At 39.9% G+C, this 18,244-nt stretch carries 19 protein-coding genes; 13 read left to right on the top strand and 6 right to left on the bottom strand.

Annotated elements, in window-relative coordinates; all coding sequences use genetic code 11:
• Positions 1-6 precede the first annotated feature (6 nt).
• The 11 genes from EAL87_RS00165 to EAL87_RS00115 all read left to right on the top strand — a co-directional run bounded on the left by EAL87_RS00165 (position 7) and on the right by EAL87_RS00115 (position 12,387).
• Positions 7-345, top strand: coding sequence for a DUF6394 family protein (locus EAL87_RS00165; protein WP_000383778.1), 339 nt, complete (start codon positions 7-9; stop codon positions 343-345).
• 10 nt (positions 346-355) lie between these two features.
• Positions 356-2,776 carry a leucine--tRNA ligase gene (gene leuS, locus EAL87_RS00160; protein ID WP_120912491.1) on the top strand — a complete coding sequence of 807 codons (2,421 nt, stop codon included), beginning with the start codon at positions 356-358 and terminating at the stop codon, positions 2,774-2,776.
• Positions 2,773-3,285, top strand: a complete 513-nt coding sequence (lptE, locus tag EAL87_RS00155; protein WP_120912490.1) for an LPS assembly lipoprotein LptE — start codon at positions 2,773-2,775, stop codon at positions 3,283-3,285. Before leuS ends, lptE begins: the two co-directional genes overlap by 4 nt.
• Positions 3,275-4,450, top strand: a complete 1,176-nt coding sequence (locus EAL87_RS00150; RefSeq protein WP_120912489.1) for a bifunctional folylpolyglutamate synthase/dihydrofolate synthase — start codon at positions 3,275-3,277, stop codon at positions 4,448-4,450. Before lptE ends, EAL87_RS00150 begins: the two co-directional genes overlap by 11 nt.
• On the top strand, positions 4,450-5,376 hold the full coding sequence (gene csd2, locus EAL87_RS00145) for a M23B family cell shape-determining DD-metalloendopeptidase Csd2 (protein ID WP_120912488.1): 927 nt from the start codon (positions 4,450-4,452) through the stop codon (positions 5,374-5,376). The genes EAL87_RS00150 and csd2 overlap by 1 nt, the downstream gene beginning before the upstream one ends.
• 8 nt (positions 5,377-5,384) lie before the next feature.
• A complete protein-coding gene (gene csd1 / locus EAL87_RS00140) occupies positions 5,385-6,323 on the top strand; it encodes a peptidoglycan DD-metalloendopeptidase Csd1 (protein WP_120912487.1) in 939 nt (312 codons plus the stop codon).
• Positions 6,242-6,652, top strand: coding sequence for a polymer-forming cytoskeletal protein (locus EAL87_RS00135; RefSeq protein WP_120912486.1), 411 nt, complete (start codon positions 6,242-6,244; stop codon positions 6,650-6,652). Before csd1 ends, EAL87_RS00135 begins: the two co-directional genes overlap by 82 nt.
• 3 nt (positions 6,653-6,655) lie before the next feature.
• Positions 6,656-9,649, top strand: a complete 2,994-nt coding sequence (gene mfd / locus EAL87_RS00130) for a transcription-repair coupling factor (RefSeq protein ID WP_120912485.1) — start codon at positions 6,656-6,658, stop codon at positions 9,647-9,649.
• Between the two features lie 131 nt (positions 9,650-9,780).
• Positions 9,781-10,284 carry a ubiquinol-cytochrome c reductase iron-sulfur subunit gene (petA, locus tag EAL87_RS00125; protein ID WP_000763640.1) on the top strand — a complete coding sequence of 168 codons (504 nt, stop codon included), beginning with the start codon at positions 9,781-9,783 and terminating at the stop codon, positions 10,282-10,284.
• A gap of 10 nt (positions 10,285-10,294) precedes the next feature.
• Complete coding sequence (locus EAL87_RS00120) at positions 10,295-11,533, top strand: cytochrome b (RefSeq protein WP_120912484.1); 1,239 nt, start codon at positions 10,295-10,297, stop codon at positions 11,531-11,533.
• The gene (locus tag EAL87_RS00115; RefSeq protein WP_120912483.1) at positions 11,530-12,387 is read left to right on the top strand and encodes a cytochrome c1; all 858 of its coding nucleotides are present in this window, start codon (positions 11,530-11,532) and stop codon (positions 12,385-12,387) included. Before EAL87_RS00120 ends, EAL87_RS00115 begins: the two co-directional genes overlap by 4 nt.
• 119 nt (positions 12,388-12,506) lie before the next feature.
• Here EAL87_RS00115 and EAL87_RS00110 read toward each other — a convergent pair whose 3' ends face one another.
• The 4 genes from EAL87_RS00110 to EAL87_RS00095 are packed head-to-tail and all read right to left on the bottom strand — an operon-like array spanning position 12,507 to position 15,215.
• Entirely contained in the window at positions 12,507-13,238 is a 732-nt protein-coding gene (locus EAL87_RS00110) for a type II restriction endonuclease (protein WP_120912482.1), read from the bottom strand.
• On the bottom strand, positions 13,231-14,127 hold the full coding sequence (locus EAL87_RS08005) for an SAM-dependent methyltransferase (RefSeq protein ID WP_162972493.1): 897 nt from the start codon (positions 14,125-14,127) through the stop codon (positions 13,231-13,233). Before EAL87_RS08005 ends, EAL87_RS00110 begins: the two co-directional genes overlap by 8 nt.
• Positions 14,128-14,139: 12 nt before the next feature.
• Positions 14,140-14,343: a hypothetical protein gene (locus EAL87_RS00100; protein ID WP_001879690.1), complete on the bottom strand. Its 204-nt coding sequence runs from the start codon at positions 14,341-14,343 to the stop codon at positions 14,140-14,142.
• A complete protein-coding gene (locus EAL87_RS00095) occupies positions 14,343-15,215 on the bottom strand; it encodes a class 1 fructose-bisphosphatase (protein WP_120912481.1) in 873 nt (290 codons plus the stop codon). Before EAL87_RS00095 ends, EAL87_RS00100 begins: the two co-directional genes overlap by 1 nt.
• A 71-nt stretch (positions 15,216-15,286) precedes the next feature.
• Between EAL87_RS00095 and rpe the strand changes: the two genes are divergently transcribed.
• Together rpe and EAL87_RS00085 are read left to right on the top strand one after the other, a co-directional pair.
• The gene (gene rpe, locus EAL87_RS00090) at positions 15,287-15,940 is read left to right on the top strand and encodes a ribulose-phosphate 3-epimerase (protein ID WP_120912480.1); all 654 of its coding nucleotides are present in this window, start codon (positions 15,287-15,289) and stop codon (positions 15,938-15,940) included.
• A complete protein-coding gene (locus EAL87_RS00085) occupies positions 15,918-16,781 on the top strand; it encodes a 3'-5' exonuclease (protein ID WP_120912479.1) in 864 nt (287 codons plus the stop codon). Before rpe ends, EAL87_RS00085 begins: the two co-directional genes overlap by 23 nt.
• 34 nt (positions 16,782-16,815) lie before the next feature.
• Here EAL87_RS00085 and hcpG read toward each other — a convergent pair whose 3' ends face one another.
• Both hcpG and EAL87_RS00075 read right to left on the bottom strand, forming a co-directional pair.
• A complete protein-coding gene (gene hcpG / locus EAL87_RS00080; RefSeq protein ID WP_120912478.1) occupies positions 16,816-17,793 on the bottom strand; it encodes a Sel1-like repeat protein HcpG in 978 nt (325 codons plus the stop codon).
• A 141-nt stretch (positions 17,794-17,934) separates the two neighbouring features.
• Positions 17,935-18,231 carry a hypothetical protein gene (locus tag EAL87_RS00075; protein ID WP_120912477.1) on the bottom strand — a complete coding sequence of 99 codons (297 nt, stop codon included), beginning with the start codon at positions 18,229-18,231 and terminating at the stop codon, positions 17,935-17,937.
• Positions 18,232-18,244 lie beyond the last annotated feature (13 nt).

The following is an 18,244-nucleotide window of genomic DNA, read 5'->3' as shown; positions in this document are numbered from 1 at the left end:
GTTTCTATGGATTGGGGTCGGGTCGTTCATGTGTTGTTCAGCCTTATTTCTTTAACCACCATTGCAGGGTTTTTGTATGAGCCTAACACGGTGGTGTTGTTTGTAGCGTTAGCTTTAAACCTTATTTCTGTTACGCTTAAAATTGGGGTGATCAAGCGTTTCGCTTCAGAGCTGTTGGCCAGCTCTTTAGCTACCGTGTTGCACCTCATACCGGCGTTTGTGTTTTTACAGATTTTAAATAATTTGGTTACCGCTTACATGCTGATGATTGGGGCTTTGATTAGCAACGCTTTCAGCCTCATCTTTTTGTTGATTGAAAGCGTTGTAACGAGCGAAACAGATTAAGGGGTAGTTGATGGATTTTATCAATATAGAAAAAAAGTGGCAAGAATTTTGGTGGAAAAATAAGAGTTTTGAGCCTAAAGACGATTTTAACCTCCCTAAAAAATACATTCTAAGCATGCTGCCTTATCCTAGTGGGGAAATCCACATGGGGCATGTGCGCAATTACACCATTGGCGACGCGTTAGCGCGTTATTATCGTTTGCACCATTACAATGTGTTACACCCTATGGGGTTTGATTCTTTTGGGATGCCTGCAGAAAATGCGGCCATTAAGCATGGTATCCACCCTAAAACCTGGACTTATGAAAACATTGAAGCCATGCAAAAAGAGTTTGAAGCTTTAGGGTTTTCTTTTTCTAAAAACAGGGAATTTGCCACTTCAGATCCGGATTACACGAAATTTGAACAGCAATTTTTCATTGATTTGTGGGAAAAAGGGCTGATCTATCGCAAGAAAGCCATGCTCAATTGGTGCCCTAACGACAAGACCGTTTTAGCTAATGAGCAAGTCATTGATGGGAGGTGTTGGCGTTGCGATACAGAAGTTATTCAAAAAGAACTCTATCAATATTATTTGAAGATCACAAATTACGCTGAAGAATTGCTAAAAGACTTAGAAACTTTAGAAAATCATTGGCCTTCTCAAGTCTTAATCATGCAAAAAAACTGGATAGGGAAATCTAGCGGGTTGCAATTTGGCTTTAAAATCGCTGATGAGTGCTTGAAAGCTTGCAATGGCATTCAAGAAATTGAAGTTTTTACCACAAGAGCGGATACCATTTATGGCGTAACTTACATCGCCATTGCCCCAGAACACCCTTTAGTGGAGCATGCCATTAAGCAAGTGGGCCAAGAAGATTCAAAGATGATTAAAGCGATTTTAAACACGACTCAAAGAGAAAGAGCTTTGGAGAAAAAAGGGGCGTTTTTAGGCATTTACGCTATCCATCCTTTAACAAAGCAAAAAATCCCGGTTTGGGTGGCTAATTTTGCCCTAGCCAATTACGGCTCTGGGGCGTTAATGGGCGTGCCAGCCTGCGATGAAAGGGATTTTGAATTCGCTAATCTTTATCATATCCCTATTAAAGTGATCACTCAAAGTTCTCAAAATTTGCCCCACACCAAAGAAGAGGTTTTAAAAAATAGCGGGGAGTGGAGCGATCTTTCTAGCTCAGTGGCCAGAGAAAAAATCATCGCTTATTTTGAAAAAGAAAACCTCGGTAAAAGGGTGATCAACTACCGCTTGCAAGATTGGGGGGTGAGCCGTCAAAGGTATTGGGGAGCGCCCATTCCTATGATTCATTGCAAACATTGCGGGATTGTGCCTGAAACCCAACTGCCGGTAACTTTACCTGAAGACATTGTGATTGATGGGGAGGGCAATCCGTTAGAAAAGCATGCGAGTTGGAAATTCGCTCAATGCCCTAAATGCCACAAAAACGCTTTAAGAGAAACAGACACCATGGATACTTTCATCCAATCCAGTTGGTATTTCTTGCGCTACACCACGCCCAAAAACCAGCGTGAAAATCAAGCGTTTGATCAAAATTACTTGAAGTATTTCATGCCAGTGGACACTTATATTGGTGGCATTGAACATGCGATTTTGCACTTGTTATACGCGCGCTTTTTCACTAAGGCTTTAAGGGATTTGGGCTATCTTCATTTAGATGAGCCTTTCAAACAGCTTATCACCCAAGGCATGGTTTTAAAAGATGGCGCTAAGATGAGCAAGTCTAAAGGCAATGTCGTTAGCCCTAAAGAGATACTTAAAAAATACGGGGCCGATGCAGCGAGGCTTTTTATCCTTTTTGCTGCCCCACCGGCTAAAGAATTGGAATGGAATGACAGCGCTTTAGAGGGTGCGCACCGGTTTATCAAGCGCTTATACGACAAAGCGAGTGCCATTAGCCCTACTACTTCTAAGCCTGAATTTAAAGAAGTGAGTTTGAATGAAGCGCAAAAACTAGGGCGTAAAAAAGTCTATGAAGCGTTAAAAAAATCGCATGAAATTTTCAATAAGGCTGAAAGCGCTTACGCGTTTAACACTTTGATCGCAAGTTGCATGGAGGCTTTAAACGCTTTGAGTGCGCAAAATAATGAGCAAATTTTATGCGAAGGTTATTTTGTGTTGTTGCAAATTTTAGAGCCTATTATCCCGCACACGGCATGGGAATTGAGCGAAAGGCTTTTTAAAAGAGCGAATTTTAAGCCTATAGCAATAGATGAAAGCGCTTTAATAGAAGACTTTATGACTTTAGGGCTTACCATTAATGGCAAAAGGCGTGCGGAATTGAAAGTTAATATTAACGCTAGTAAAGAAGAAATCCTCGCTTTGGCTAAAAAAGAATTAGAGAAATATTTAGAGAATGCGAGCGTTAAAAAAGAAATTTATGTGCCTAATAAGCTTGTTAATTTTGTTGTCGCATGAGAGCTTTATTTTTTTTTATTTTGTTGTTTTTGTTCAAGAGTTGTGGGTATAAGCCTATTGCAGCTTACGCTCAAAACGCTTTAGGCGATAGCGTATACGTGAAACTCATTGTGAATTTGCCTAACCCTGAAAACTCTGTAGAGTTTAAAGACTTGATGAATCGTTTAGTCGTGCAACGCTTCCAAAACCGCCTAGCGAGTGAAAAGGATGCGGATTCTATCATTATCATAGAAATCACGAACGTAACCGATACGAGCATCACGCAAAATAAAGAAGGCTTTACGACTTTCTATCGTGCGACCGTGTCTGTAAGCTACACTTACGATAATAAAAGAGGTACACAAAAGACTTTTCAAAATAGCGGGTATTACAACTACGCTGTGAATTTGCAAGACCCCCTTAACACCTACCAGAACCGCTACTATGCGATCAATCAGGCTGTGGAGCAAACTTTGACTAAATTTGTCGCACAAATCGCTTATGAAGGGAAATTCAATAATGAAAAATAGCCCTTTGAATGGATTGAGAGCGTTTTTAGAAACAAAGCCTAAGGAATACCATAAATTTGATCCTAGCCGTTTCATTCAAATTTACAAGGATTTTAAAAGCGCTTTTTTTGAGATTCAAGCCAAAGTCATTCATGTGGTAGGGACGAATGGCAAGGGCAGCACAGGGCGGTTTTTAACCCTTTTATTAGCCGATCAAAATTTTAAGGTGTTGCATTTCACCTCCCCTCATGTTTTTGAATTTAGGGAGCGCTTTTTTTTGAATGGCTCTGTTGTTGGAGAAAGCGTTTTAGAAAACGCCCACCAGCAATTGCAACCGCACGCTTTCAGCAGCGTTTGCTCGTATTTTGAATACGCTACCTTACTAGCCGTCATGCTCGCTAAAGATTGCGATTATTTAGTCTTAGAAGCAGGGCTTGGGGGGGAGTTTGACAGCACGAACGCTTTAGAAAAAACCCTAAGCGTTTTCACCCCCATTGATTACGATCATAAGGAATTTTTAGGGGATAGTTTAGAAAGCATTGCGACCACTAAATTAAAAGCGATGGGCCCTCTTAGCATCATCGCTCCCCAACAAGAATTGGTTTTAAATATCGCTCAAAGAATCGCCAAAGACAAACAGGCTCAATTGATTGTGGTTCAAAACGAGATTTCACAAGAAGTGAAAGCCTATATTGAACGCTACCATTTAGCCCATTTTTTAGCGATGAATTTAGAAGTGGCCCTAAAAGCGTTTGAAACGCTATTGCCATGCAATAAACAAGAAGTTTTAAAAAACCTAAAGCCCCTAAATTTAATCGGCCGTTGCGAGCTTTTAAGCCCTAATATCTTAATAGATGTGGGGCATAACCCCCATAGCGCCAAAGCCTTAAAAGAAGAAATCAAACGCGTTTTTAACGCTCCAATCATTTTGATTTATAATTGCTACCAAGATAAGGACGCTTTTTTGGTGCTAGAAATTTTAAAGCCTGTGGTTAAAAAGGTTTTGATTTTAGAATTGCATAATGAAAGAATTATCCAATTAGAAAAACTTAAAGGGATTTTAGAAACTTTAGGGTTAGAACACGCTTTGTTTGAAGAACTGAAAGAAAATGAAAATTATTTGGTGTATGGCTCATTTCTGGTAGCCAACGCTTTTTATGAACGCTATCCAAAGAAGAGGGATTGATGCCACAAAACCAGCTTGTGATCACCATCATTGATGAATCAGGCTCTAAACAGCTCAAATTTTCTAAAAATTTAAAACGCAACCTCATTATTTCTATTATCATTCTTTTATTGATCGTGGGGCTTGGCGTAGGGTTTTTAAAATTTTTAATCGCTAAAATGGATACGATGACAAGCGAGAGGAATGCGGTTTTAAGGGATTTTAGGGATTTGTATCAAAAAAATTACACTTTGACAAAAGAGATTAAAAACAAGCGAGAAGAGCTTTTTATTGTGGGGCAAAAGATTCGCGGGTTGGAATCCTTGATTGAAGTCAAAAGAGGGGCCAATGGGGGCGTGCATCTCTATGATGGAGTGGATTTAGAAAATTTGAATCTGGTCCAAAAACATTTAGCGCTCATGCTCATTCCTAATGGCATGCCCCTAAAAACTTATAGCGCGATCAAACCCACCAAAGAAAGGAACCACCCCATTAAAAAAATTAAAGGCGTTGAATCCGGGATTGATTTTATCGCGCCATTAAACACGCCTGTGTATGCGAGTGCTGATGGGATTGTGGATTTTGTGAAAACCAATTCTAATGTGGGGTATGGGAACTTGGTGCGCATTGAACATGCGTTTGGTTTTAGCTCCATTTACACGCATTTAGATCATGTCAATGTGCAGCCTAAAAGCTTTATCCAAAAAGGGCAGTTGATTGGCTATAGCGGGAAGAGCGGTAATAGCGGTGGCGAAAAATTGCATTATGAAGTGCGCTTTTTGGGTAAAATTTTAGATGCGCAAAAATTTCTGGCATGGGATTTGGATCATTTCCAAAGCGCTTTAGAAGAAAATAAATTTATTGAATGGAAGAATTTGTTTTGGGTTTTAGAAGACATTGTCCAGCTCCAAGAACATGTGGATAAAGACGCGCTCATAAGCCAGTAAGGATTTTGGTGTTTTTAGACAGGCGTTTGATTGTGATGGTTACGGACTCTAAAGGGAGCCGTTATATTAATGTGCATATCTTATTCCGTCAAATTGGCTTGTATGCACTGTTGAGCGTTGTGGGATCTTTATTGTTTTTAGGCATTTCGTTATTAGTCTTAAATAAAGAGATTAAAAATATTGAAAAGCAGCATGCCCTAATCACTAAAGAATTTGAGAAAAAAAAAGAGACGAATGAAAAACTTTCTTTGCAAATGGATGAATTTTTAGACGATTTGCAGCTTTCAGGGGAGCGCATCAACGATTTAGAAGAAGTGGTGGGAGTGAATAGGCCTGAAGAAGAAAAAGAAGAGGGCAATTTTTCTAGCCGTTTGGATGTCGCTGGGATTACCGGGCTTCAAAAAAGCTTTATCATGCGCCTTATCCCTAATGACTACCCGCTAGAATCCTATCGGCGCGTTTCAGCCGCTTTTAATAAAAGAATCCACCCTATTTTGCATGTGTTGCACAACCATACCGGGCTTGATCTAAGCACCGCTATTAACACCCCTGTGTATGCGAGCGCGAGCGGGGTAGTGGGGTTAGCGAGCAAGGGGTGGAATGGGGGGTATGGGAATTTGATTAAAGTTTTCCACCCTTTTGGTTTTAAAACCTACTACGCTCATTTGAATAAAATCATCGTGAAAACGAGCGAATTTGTCAAAAAAGGGCAGTTGATTGGGTATAGTGGTAATACAGGAATGAGCACAGGGCCGCATTTGCATTATGAAGTGCGTTTTTTGGATCAACCCATAAACCCCATGAGTTTCACCAAATGGAACATGAAAAATTTTGAAGAAGTTTTCAATAAAGAAAGGAGCATCAGATGGCAATCTTTGATAACAATAATAAATCGGCTAATGCAAAAACAGGACCAGCGACTATCATCGCTCAAGGCACAAAAATAAAGGGGGAGCTTCATTTGGATTACCATTTGCACGTAGATGGCGAATTAGAAGGGGTGGTGCATTCTAAAAGCACGGTGGTGATTGGGCAAACCGGCTCGGTAGTGGGTGAGATTTTTGCCAATAAATTAGTGGTCAATGGCAAGTTCACTGGCACGGTGGAGGCGGAAGTGGTAGAAATCATGCCATCAGGCCTTCTTGAGGGTAAGGTTTCTAGCCAAGAACTTGTGGTAGAAAGGAAGGGGATTTTGATTGGGGAAACCCGCCCTAAAAACCTTCAGGGGGGGGCGTTGTTAATCAATGAACAAGAAAAGAAAATTGAAAATAAATAGGGAATGATCCAATCTAGCCTTTATAGAGCCTTAAACAAAGGCTTTGATTATCAAATACTCGCTTGTAAGGATTTTAAAGAATCCGAGCTCGCTAAAGAAGTCATAAGCTATTTTAAGCCACACACCAAAGCCATTCTTTTTCCGGAGTTTAGGGCTAAAAAAAACGATGATTTGCGTTCGTTTTTTGAAGAATTTTTACAGCTTTTAGGGGCTTTAAGGGAGTTTTATCAGGCCTTAGAAAACAAACAAGAAGTTATCATCATCGCTCCTATTAGCGCGTTATTGCACCCTTTACCTAAAAAAGAACTTTTAGAAAGCTTTAAAATCACTCTTTTAGAAAAATATAACCTTAAGGATTTGAAAGACAAGCTCTTTTATTATGGCTATGAAATTTTAGATTTGGTGGAAGTGGAAGGGGAGGCGAGCTTTAGGGGGGATATTGTGGATATTTATGCACCTAATTCTAAAGCGTATCGCTTGAGTTTTTTTGACACGGAGTGTGAGAGCATTAAGGAATTTGACCCCACCACTCAAATGAGTCTTAAAGAAGATTTGTTAGAAATTGAAATCCCCCCCACGCTTTTTAGCTTGGACGAACCATCTTATAAGGATCTGAAAACAAAAGTGGAACAAAGCCCCTTAAATAGCTTTTCTAAAGATTTAACCAGTTTTGGTTTGTGGTTTTTAGGAGAAAAAGCGCAAGACTTGCTAAGCGTTTATAAAAGCATCATAAGCCCTAGAGCTCTAGAAGAAATTCAAGAATTAGCGAGCTTAAACGAATTGGATGATGAGTGTTTCAAATTGTTAAAGGTTTTAGAAAACGCGCAAGGCTATGAAGATTTAGAAATCCATGCGCATGCCCTAGAAAGCTTTATCGCTTTGCATTCAAATCATAAAATCACGCTTTTAGCCCCCAATAAAACGATTTTAGACAATGTATTAGGCGCGATTGAAAAAAACAGCATGGAATGCGTCATCGCCCCCTTTGTGTTAAACTTTAAAACCCCTGATGGGATTTTTATCTCGCTCAATTCCTTTGAAAGGAAGAAAAAACGCCAAAAATCCAAGCTCGCTTTGAATGAATTGAATGCGGGCGAGTGGGTGGTGCATGATGATTATGGGGTGGGCGTGTTTTCTCAATTAGTCCAGCACAGCGTTTTAGGGAGCAAGAGGGATTTTTTAGAGATCGCTTATTTGGGCGAAGACAAACTGCTATTACCGGTAGAAAACTTGCACTTAATCGCTCGCTATGTGGCGCAAAGCGATAGCGTGCCGGTTAAAGACCGGCTAGGGAAAGGGAGCTTTCTCAAACTAAAAGCTAAAGTAAGGGCTAAGCTTTTAGAGATTGCAAGCAAAATCATTGAATTAGCGGCTGAACGCAATTTAATTTTGGGTAAAAAGATGGACACGCATTTAGCGGAGTTGGAGATCTTTAAATCGCATGCGGGGTTTGAATACACAAACGATCAAGAAAAAGCCATCGCTGAAATTTCAAAGGATTTAAGCTCTCACAGGGTGATGGATAGACTTTTGAGTGGGGATGTGGGTTTTGGGAAAACAGAAGTGGCGATGCATGCGATTTTTTGCGCGTTTTTAAACGGCTTTCAAAGCGCATTAGTCGTGCCTACTACTTTATTAGCCCACCAGCATTTTGAGACTTTAAGGGCGCGTTTTGAAAAATTTGGCGTTAAAGTGGCTCGTTTGGATCGGTATGCGAGCGAAAAAAACAAGCTTTTAAAGGCGGTGGAATTAGGGCAGATTGATGCGCTTGTAGGCACGCATGCGATTTTAGGCGCGAAATTCAAAAACCTGGGTTTAGTGGTGGTGGATGAAGAGCATAAATTTGGCGTGAAACAAAAAGAAGCTTTAAAAGAATTGAGTAAAAGCGTGCATTTTTTAAGCATGTCCGCTACGCCCATCCCGCGCACTTTGAACATGGCGCTCTCTCAAATTAAAGGCATTAGCTCTTTAAAAACCCCTCCCACAGACAGAAAGCCCAGCCGCACTTTTTTGAAAGAAAAAAATGACGAACTCTTAAAAGAGATCATTCATAGAGAATTGCGCCGTAACGGGCAAATTTTTTACATCCATAACCACATCGCTAGCATTTCAAAAGTCAAAACTAAGCTAGAAGGTTTAATCCCTAAACTCAAAATCGCTATTTTGCATTCCCAGATTAACGCTAACGAGAGCGAAGAAATCATGCTAGAGTTTGCTAAAGGAAATTATCAGGTTTTATTATGCACTTCTATTGTGGAATCAGGGATTCATTTGCCTAACGCTAACACGATTATTATAGATAACGCACAGAATTTCGGGCTGGCTGATTTGCACCAATTAAGAGGGCGTGTGGGGAGAGGCAAAAAGGAAGGTTTTTGCTATTTCCTCATAGAAGATCAAAAAAGTTTGAACGAACAGGCCCTAAAACGCTTGCTCGCTTTAGAAAAAAATTCGTATTTGGGCAGTGGAGAGAGTGTCGCTTATCATGATTTAGAAATCAGGGGGGGCGGGAATTTGCTCGGGCAGGATCAGAGCGGGCATATTAAAAATATCGGCTATACGCTCTATACGCGCATGCTTGAAGACGCGATTTATGAATTGAGTGGGGGGAAGAAAAGGCTTGAAAAAAGCGTAGAAATCCAACTTAGCGTGAGCGCTTTTTTAAACCCTGAACTCATTGCAAGCGATAGTTTGAGGTTGGATTTGTATCGCCGTTTGAGTTTGTGTGAAAATGTAGATGAGGTGGGGCAAATCCACGAAGAAATAGAAGACAGGTTTGGCAAAATAGACGATTTGAGCGCTCAATTTTTGCAAATCATTACGCTTAAAATTTTAGCCAACCAGCTTGGCATCATCAAACTTTCTAATTTCAATCAAAACATCACCATTACTTATAGCGATGGAAATAAAGAAAGCCTGAAAGCCCCAAGCAAAGACGATAACGATATTTTAGAAACCCTTTTGAAACATTTGCGCGCTCAAATTTCTTTAAAATAGCGTTAAAAGGGTTTGATTTTAGTCTCAATTTGTTATTTTAAAAAGATTATTAAGAGAGTTTGTTGTAAAATAAGGATTTGCTATGCCTTTAGTCGTTAAAAGGTAATCAAGTCATTAAGGAGTTTTTAGTCATGGCAGATATTCAAAGGCGTGATTTTTTAGGAATGAGCCTTGCTAGCGTTACAGCTATAGGGGCTATAGCGAGTCTAGTAGCGATGAAAAAGACTTGGGATCCGCTTCCAAGCGTTGTTTCAGCCGGTTTTACAACCATAGATGTGGCGAACATGCAAGAAGGGCAGTTTTCCACCGTGGAATGGCGTGGGAAACCGGTCTATATCCTCAAGCGTTCTAAAAAAGAGGGCTTTAATGAAAAGCGCGATTTTAAAATCGGTGAGAGCGTTTTTACCACAGCCATTCAAATTTGCACGCATTTAGGGTGTATCCCCACTTATCAAGATGAAGAAAAAGGCTTTTTATGCCCATGCCATGGGGGGCGTTTCACTTCTGATGGCGTGAATATTGCCGGCACCCCCCCTCCACGCCCTTTTGATATTCCGCCTTTTAAAATTGAAGGCACTAAGATCACTTTTGGTGAAGCCGGGGCTGAATACAAGAAAATGATGGCTAAAGCGTAAGGAGAGTTCCATGGCAGAGATAAAAAAAGCGAAGAATTTAGGCGAATGGCTGGACATGCGTCTTGGCACTAACAAGCTTGTTAAAGTGCTAATGACAGAATATTGGATCCCTAAAAACATCAATTTCTTATGGGCCATGGGGGTGATTTTATTGACCCTTTTTGGCGTGCTTGTGATCTCAGGGATTTTCTTGCTCATGTATTACAAGCCTGATGCGAAAATGGCGTTTGATAGCGTGAATTTCACCATCATGCAAGAAGTGGCTTATGGTTGGCTTTGGCGCCACATGCATGCCACGGCAGCGAGCATGATTTTTGTCATCATTTACATCCACATGTTTGTTGGCATCTATTATGGCTCTTACAAAAAGGGCCGTGAGATGATTTGGATTAGCGGGATGGTTTTGTTTGTGGTCTTTAGCGCCGAAGCCTTTAGCGGGTATATGCTGCCTTGGGGGCAGATGAGCTATTGGGCGGCAGCGGTTATCACGAATTTATTTGGAGGCATTCCTTTTATTGGGGCTGATGTGGTGGAGTGGATTAGGGGCAATTATGTCGTGGCGGATTCCACTTTAACGCGCTTTTTCATGCTCCATGTGTTTTTACTGCCCATTGCGATCATTCTACTTGTTGGGGTGCATTTTTATTCTTTACGCGTCCCGCATGTCAATAACCAAGAAGGCGAAGAGATTGACTTTGAATTAGAAGAAAAGAAATTCATTGAAGGCAAGAAGAAAGAATCCAAAGTCATTCCTTTTTGGCCGGTATTCTTGTCTAAAGATATTTTTGTGGTTTGCGCGTTCATGGTCTTTTTCTTTTACTTGGTGTGTTACCACTATGATTTTGCGATGGATCCTATCAACTTTGAAAGGGCTAACAGCCTTAAAACGCCGCCTCACATTTACCCTGAATGGTATTTCTTATGGAGCTATGAAGTCTTAAGGGGCTTTTTCTTTAGCGCTGATTTAGGGCTAATGGCCTTTGGCGTGGCGCAAGTGATTTTCTTCTTGCTACCCTTTTTAGACAGAAGCCCTGTGGTCGCTCCCGCACACAAACGGCCAGCGTTTATGGTGTGGTTTTGGCTTGTAATCATTGATATGATTGTTTTAACGATCTATGGTAAATTGCCTCCGCTTGGGATCGGTAAATACATTGGCTTAGCGGGTTCAATCACTTTCCTAGCCCTTTTCTTTGTGGTATTGCCCCTTATCACTATCGCTGAGAGCAAGAAACAAGGGGGTGTTAGATGAAAGAATTTAAGATTCTCATCATCCTTATTGTGGTGGTAGGCGTGATTTATTATGGGGTTGAGCCTTATGCGCATTCGGTGATGCACCCTAAAGTCGCTCCGGCAGATTTTGCTTTCAAGGATTTAGGGCCGATTGATTTAAAAAATGGCGATGCCAATAAGGGCAAACAGCTTGTAGCCGAAAACTGCACCGCTTGCCATGGCATTAAATCTCAAAACATTCCAGCCCCTATGGACAGCCTTAGTGCGAGCAACTCTTTTGGGGTCGTGCCACCGGATTTAAGCCATGTGGCGGGGGTTTTGAGCGCGAATTTCTTAGCCCACTTCATCAAAGACCCTGTGAAAACGGCGAAATTGAGCCATAAATTCAACGATGAAAGGCCCTATCCTATGCCGGCGTTTTCTCAATTCAGCGATCAAGATTTGAGCGATATTGTGGCGTATCTCACTTCTATTTTGCCTAAAAGTTTGAGCGATAAGGAAGTGTTTGCGCAAAGCTGTCAAAGGTGCCATAGCCTGGATTACGCGAAAGATAAGGTCTTTAGCGATCCTAAAGATTTAGCCAATTATTTAGGCTCTCATGCACCTGATTTGTCCATGATGATTAGAGCTAAGGGCGAGCATGGCTTGAATATTTTCATCAACGATCCGCAAAAGCTTTTGCCTGGCACGGCTATGCCTAGAGTGGGGTTGAGTGAAAAGGCTCAAAAACAAGTCATCGCATATTTGGAAAAAGCAGGCGATAGGAAAAAACATGAGAGGAACACCTTAGGGATCAAAATCATGATTTTCTTTGCGGTGCTGTCGTTCTTGGCTTACGCGTGGAAAAGAAAAGTTTGGAGCGAAGTGCATTGAATTAAAAAAGGGGGGGAGGAGAGCATGTAAGGGGCTTTTTCTATGAGACTGATCATCAATTTCTTTACGCTAAAAATAAACGAATTTTACAGGAAATAGATAAATGGGTAATAAATACGCTAATGAGTGAGCGTTTTCAAAAATTCCAAGACATTCTGCTCTCTTAAAATGTGGTTGGGCGAAAAAAAGCTTTCAATCTGGTGGTGGTTAGAAAATTCCTTTTTATGCTCATAAGCTTTTCTGATGTAGGGGGCAAACCCAAAGGGGTTTTCTAAATCCCTTAAGGCGTTTTTCAAACTTTCTTCATCTTTATCTAAAGTATCAAAATACTTGAGCAAGACTTCTCTGGTTTCATAGCTCAAAATATCTGAACCTTTAAAAAAAGTGATGTCTGCATTAGCGACTCCATATAGATAAATCGCATTGGGTTTAGGCAGGTTTGAATTCCACATGGGGCGAGAAGTTTGAAGGTTTTTTTCACCCTTATCGTTTTTAGAAAACTTGATTTCAATCCCCACCACATGATCAAAAATAAAAACCAAAAAATCAGGGTAATTTTGCGAGCCAAAAGGCTGGTATAAAAAATGGCTTGTAAGGTTTGAAAAAGGGTTTGTAAGGGTGTGCGGGTGATTTTTTTCTAAAACTTGCTTTTTGAGTTGGTTAAAAGCGGTTTTGATTTCCTTATTAGGCCTTTCTTCAATATGGCTTAATTCTTCTGTTAAATCGCCGTTGATTTCGCTAAAGTGTTTTTTTAATTCATTCCTAAATTGGTTTTCAAACTGCTCCCCTGTGCTAGAACTTGCAAAAAACTTTCTTTTATTGGTAATTTCTTGAAACACTTTTTCAAGCATGCATTTCCTTTAATTTGCAATATTCTTCCACAAAATCATAAGTAGAAAACCCTAAAACTTGCGTGTTTTTATGAGCGAGTTTGTTGAAATCAATTTTATGGATAATCATTAAAGCTTCTTTGGAATGGGCTTTGATAAAAAAATATTGTCGGTTTTTAACCAGTAAATTTGCATTGGTGATCTTTTCGTTGTAATCATAAAAGCCTTGCCTCACCACCGCAAAATCCCATTGGTATTTTTCTTTGTTGAAATATTTTAGGGTGTGTGGCGTGTTGTTATGAATGTAAGTGATAAAGTCATTATGGCGGATTTTTGGGGGTGCAATGATGCGTTCATCTTTAAGATTTAGGGCGATATTTTTATGCATATAGATTTGAAAAACGCATTTCACATCATAGGGCCGTTCATTAAAAACAAAAGCGTTTTTTTCTAAAGGGGCGTTTAAAACCAATTTTGCACGCTTATCAATGTGTTTTTGAATGGAATAGCGTTTGAACAAATTGGGCAAAATAAACGCCACGATAGGCGCTTCGTTTAAAGATTTGTTTAAAAAATCTAAGGCTAATTTCCCTCTATGCCCAAAAGGAGGGTTGCCAATAATGACACGCTTTTGGTTAAACTCAATCAATTCCAACAAATAATCTTTTTTTTGAATGCCTTGAGCTTTAGGGGCAATATCAAGGGCGAGACAATCAGCAATCCCTAATCCTTTTAACGCACCAACAAAGCTCCCACTCCCTGCACTTGGCTCTAAAAAATGGAATGCGTTTAAGTCTAGCCCTAGATTTTGAACGATGAGATCTCTTAATAAATCCAAGCAAAATCGCGCGATTTTGGGGTGGGTGTAAAAAGCGTCTAAATTCTTTTGCAAGGTAGCATTACTAGCCATTTTAATCCCATTTTAATTGAAATCAAACCCGCCCGCTTCGCCTAAACTCATGCTTTCATAAGCCGCATCCACATAGCTGTTGCGGATCTCGCATTTTAAAACCTTCTCGCATTTCAAGCAACTCGCTACTTGCTTTTCTTCTTGGCATGCTTTTAATTTCAAAAGAGCGTCATTGAAACGCTCTTCATATTCTAATTTTTTAGCGCTATTTTGCATCATTCTCCCTTTAAATATTTTTCTAAAATGTGAGCTTCATGCGGGCTAGTTAAATAGCATTCGCTTTTTTCATGGTAGCTTTCTACGCCTTGATCTAACAAACGCTTTTTAACCCCCTTATCAAAATAAAACGCTTCCCCTTTAGCTTTTTCAACCATCAAGGCCAAAGGAAAAACTTCAAAAAGCTTGCGCAATTTCTTTTGCGGGTAGGAAAACATTCCGCCCTTTTTAATGAGCACATGATGGACATCAGCCACCATAGACCCTGAGTATCGTAAGCGGTAATTTTCTGCAAAAAACCCTTCTAAAGCCTTTTTTAAGCCCGAAGAAAAATCCTTTTGATTGCCCCCACTAGCGATAATTTTACCCTTATTTTCTAAAACGATGGTTTCTATAAAATGAAACTCGTTCTGATAAAAAGCGTAACGATAAACTTCTTCTAAAGCCACCACTAATTCAATTTTATGCCCAAAAACCACATAAAGGCTTGCAACTAAATTTTGAGCCTTATAATCCTTTTCATAAACCCCTATAATCGTGCCTACCAAGAAATTCGCCTCCATGACCGAACTCCCGTCTAGCGGGTCATAAGCGATCAAATAAGAGCCGCTTTCTTTAGTAACAGGTTTTTCTTTTTCTTCGCTAAAAACGCTTTTGACGTTTTCTAAACTCAAAAAATTTTCTTCTAAAAATTGGTCTAGGGCTAAATCCGCTTTAATAGGCGTATCCCCGCTGCTGTTTTCTAACTTCGTGTAACTCCCAGCGTCCGGCTTTTCTAAAATCTCTTGGGCTTTTTTAACCCCTTTTTCTAAAAGACTGATGATTTCTATAACGATGTTTGCATGCTTGCCTTTAAAATGTTTGTAATCCATGAAAAACCCTTTTATGATTTGATTAAAGATGCTAGTATTTTACTTTAAAACATTGGAAATAGGGAAGTATTTTGAAAGTAGCCCCGAGCCTTTTGAGCGCTGATTTTATGCATTTAGCCAAAGAGATAGAGAGCGTGAGTAACGCTGATTTTTTGCATGTGGATGTGATGGATGGGCATTATGTGCCTAATTTAACGATGGGGCCTGTGGTTTTAGAGAACGTTACTCAAATGAGCCAAGTGCCTTTAGACGTGCATTTAATGGTAGAAAACGCAAGCTTTTTTGTGGGATTGTTCGCTCCTTTAAACCCGCAAATCATCAGCATTCATGCAGAAAATGAAAAGCACCCCCATAGGGTGTTGCAACTCATTAGAAATTCAGGCATCACGCCAGGCATTGTCCTAAACCCCCACACACATGAAGAAAGTATTAAATACTTGCTAGAAAGCGTGGGGCTAGTGCTTTTAATGAGCGTGAATCCGGGCTTTGGCGGGCAGAAGTTTTTAGATCTGGTGCTAGAAAAATGCCTGAAAGTCAAGGAATTGATCAAGCGCTACAACCCTAGCTGTCTTTTGGAAGTGGATGGGGGCGTGAATGATACAAATATCTTTGAACTCCAACAAGCGGGCGTGGATGTGGTGGTTTCAGGGAGTTATATTTTTAAATCCAAAGATCGTAAGCTGGCTATTGAAGGCTTACAGAATGCCAGACAGCCTCTTGCATAAAGACATTCAAGCCCTAATCGCTCGCTTAAAGCACCAGGATTTAAGCTTAAGCATGCTAGAAAAATCGCTCTCTCGCCTTATTTATGATGAAATCAATTTGGAATATTTAAAAGCATGCGGGCTTAATTTCGTAGAAACGAGCGAAAATTTAATCACGCTCAAAAACCTTAAAACCCCCCTTAAAGATGAGGTTTTTTCCTTTATTGATTTAGAAACCACCGGATCTTGCCCCATAAAGCATGAGATTTTAGAAATCGGGGCCGTGCAAGTGAAAGGGGGGGAAATTATTAATCGTTTTGAAACCCTTGTGAAAGTCAAAAGCGTGCCTGATTATATTTCTGATCTTACAGGCATCACTTATGAAGACACCCTAAACGCCCCAAGCGTGCATGAAGCTTTGCAAGAATTGCGGCTTTTTTTAGGCAATAGCGTGTTTGTAGCCCACAACGCTAATTTTGATTACAACTTTTTAGGGCGTTATTTTGTAGAAAAATTGCATTGCCCCTTATTGAATTTAAAGCTTTGCACTTTGGATTTATCCAAACGCGCCATTTTGTCCATGCGTTATTCTTTGAGCTTTTTAAAAGAGCTTTTAGGGTTTGGTATAGAAGTCAGCCACAGAGCCTATGCGGACGCTTTAGCGAGCTATAAACTCTTTGAAATATGCCTGTTAAACTTGCCCAGTTACATCAAAACGACGATGGATTTGATTGATTTTTCCAAATGCACTAACACTCTCATCAAAAGACCCCCAAAAGCCAGATACCAAGAGATTCCATCGCCGTTTTCTCTTTTTGAGAGGACAAAGGGCTTGTTCAATACCATAAAAGCGACCAGTTAAACGAAAGCTGTTTAATTTGATTGGGGCTAGGATTTTATTGTTTTTGTTCTTTGAGAATATCGCATGCTTCTTTTAACCCTAACGCGCAACTCTTTTTAAGGTTTTCTGTCGTTTGTTTTTCATCCTTTGTTACGCCTTTACCCTCATTATAAAATGCTGCTAGAGCGTAACACCCTTTAGCATCGTTCAATTCACAAGCTTTAGCAGAATATTCAAAAGCCTTTTTAAGATCCTTTGTTACGCCTTCACCATCACGATAAAACTCTCCTACAAGCGTGCATGTCAGAGCCTCGTTCAATTCGCAAGCTTTAGAGTAATATCCAAAAGCCTTTTTAAGATCTTGCGTTACGCTTTCACCAAAAAAATAATCCCCTCCTAATTTAGAACACCCTTCACCATTATTTAATTCGCAAGCTTTAGAATAATATTTGAAAGCTTTTTTAAAATTTTGCGTTACGCCTTCACCATTATGATAAATATCCCCTAAAATCGCACAGCCATCGCCATAGTTTAACTCGCAAGCTTTAGAATAATATTCTAGATCTTTTTTATCTTTTTTCAAACCCTTTATCATATCGTTATAAAAGGTTGCTGACAGCATACACCCTTCAATATTGTTTAACTTACAAGCTTTAGAGTAATATTCTAAAGCATTTTTAAGATCGTTTGCATTAAAATAAAACTCTGCTAAGTCCTTGCATTTTTCAGCATCGTTTGATTTGCAAGCTTTAGCAGTAGCGGTGTGTTCAAGAGCTTTTTCAATGCTTTCTCTTGCGTTTTCGCTCGCTATGACTTTAGAATAAGCCTCTCTTAAGATCGCGCAACCATCAGCATCGTTTAATTTACAAGCTTTTTCAAAGTATTCCTTAGCTCTAGTGAAATTTTTATCCGTGTAAATAGTGATACCTGAAAGTATAAGTTCTTTAGGGTCTGGCTCTGCCATTAACCCCCCTAAACACAACGCACCCAAACCTAAAACCCTAAAAGTCGCTTTTTTGACACCCCTTAACATGACGCATTTCCTTTTGTTAAAAATATAAGACTCTATTACAATTAATTAATGATTGATAGCTAAAATCTTTTAATGTTTAAAAAATGGGGATTTGATTATTTTATTTTAAGCTCATGAAAGGATAGGGTTATTCGCAACACCCTACCCCACAATATCCAACAAATGCTCTTCATGCCACAATTCAATTTCTTCTTCTTCCAAGCCAAACACCTTAGCCCTTTGGCTGTTTGGATAGCGGTTTTTGGAGCCTTCTTTAGGATCTTTATCGCTAATAGCTTGCATGTTTTCTAACGCCCTTGTCTCTTGGGCTAATTCAAGCTTACTTTGAAAGCTTTGCGCTAAATCCAGCATATCACTTCTTGCACCCTGTTGGATAGCAGAATTTAAAGGAGCGTTTTGGTTGATATAAGTTACATTGCCTAAAGCGGAAACACCCATGCTAACCTCCTTA

The organism is Helicobacter pylori (assembly GCF_003636935.1).
Lineage (GTDB): Bacteria > Campylobacterota > Campylobacteria > Campylobacterales > Helicobacteraceae > Helicobacter > Helicobacter pylori_CH.
The sequence above is the reverse complement of the archived record's forward strand: the minus strand, read 5'-3'. Positions and strand labels throughout refer to the sequence as shown.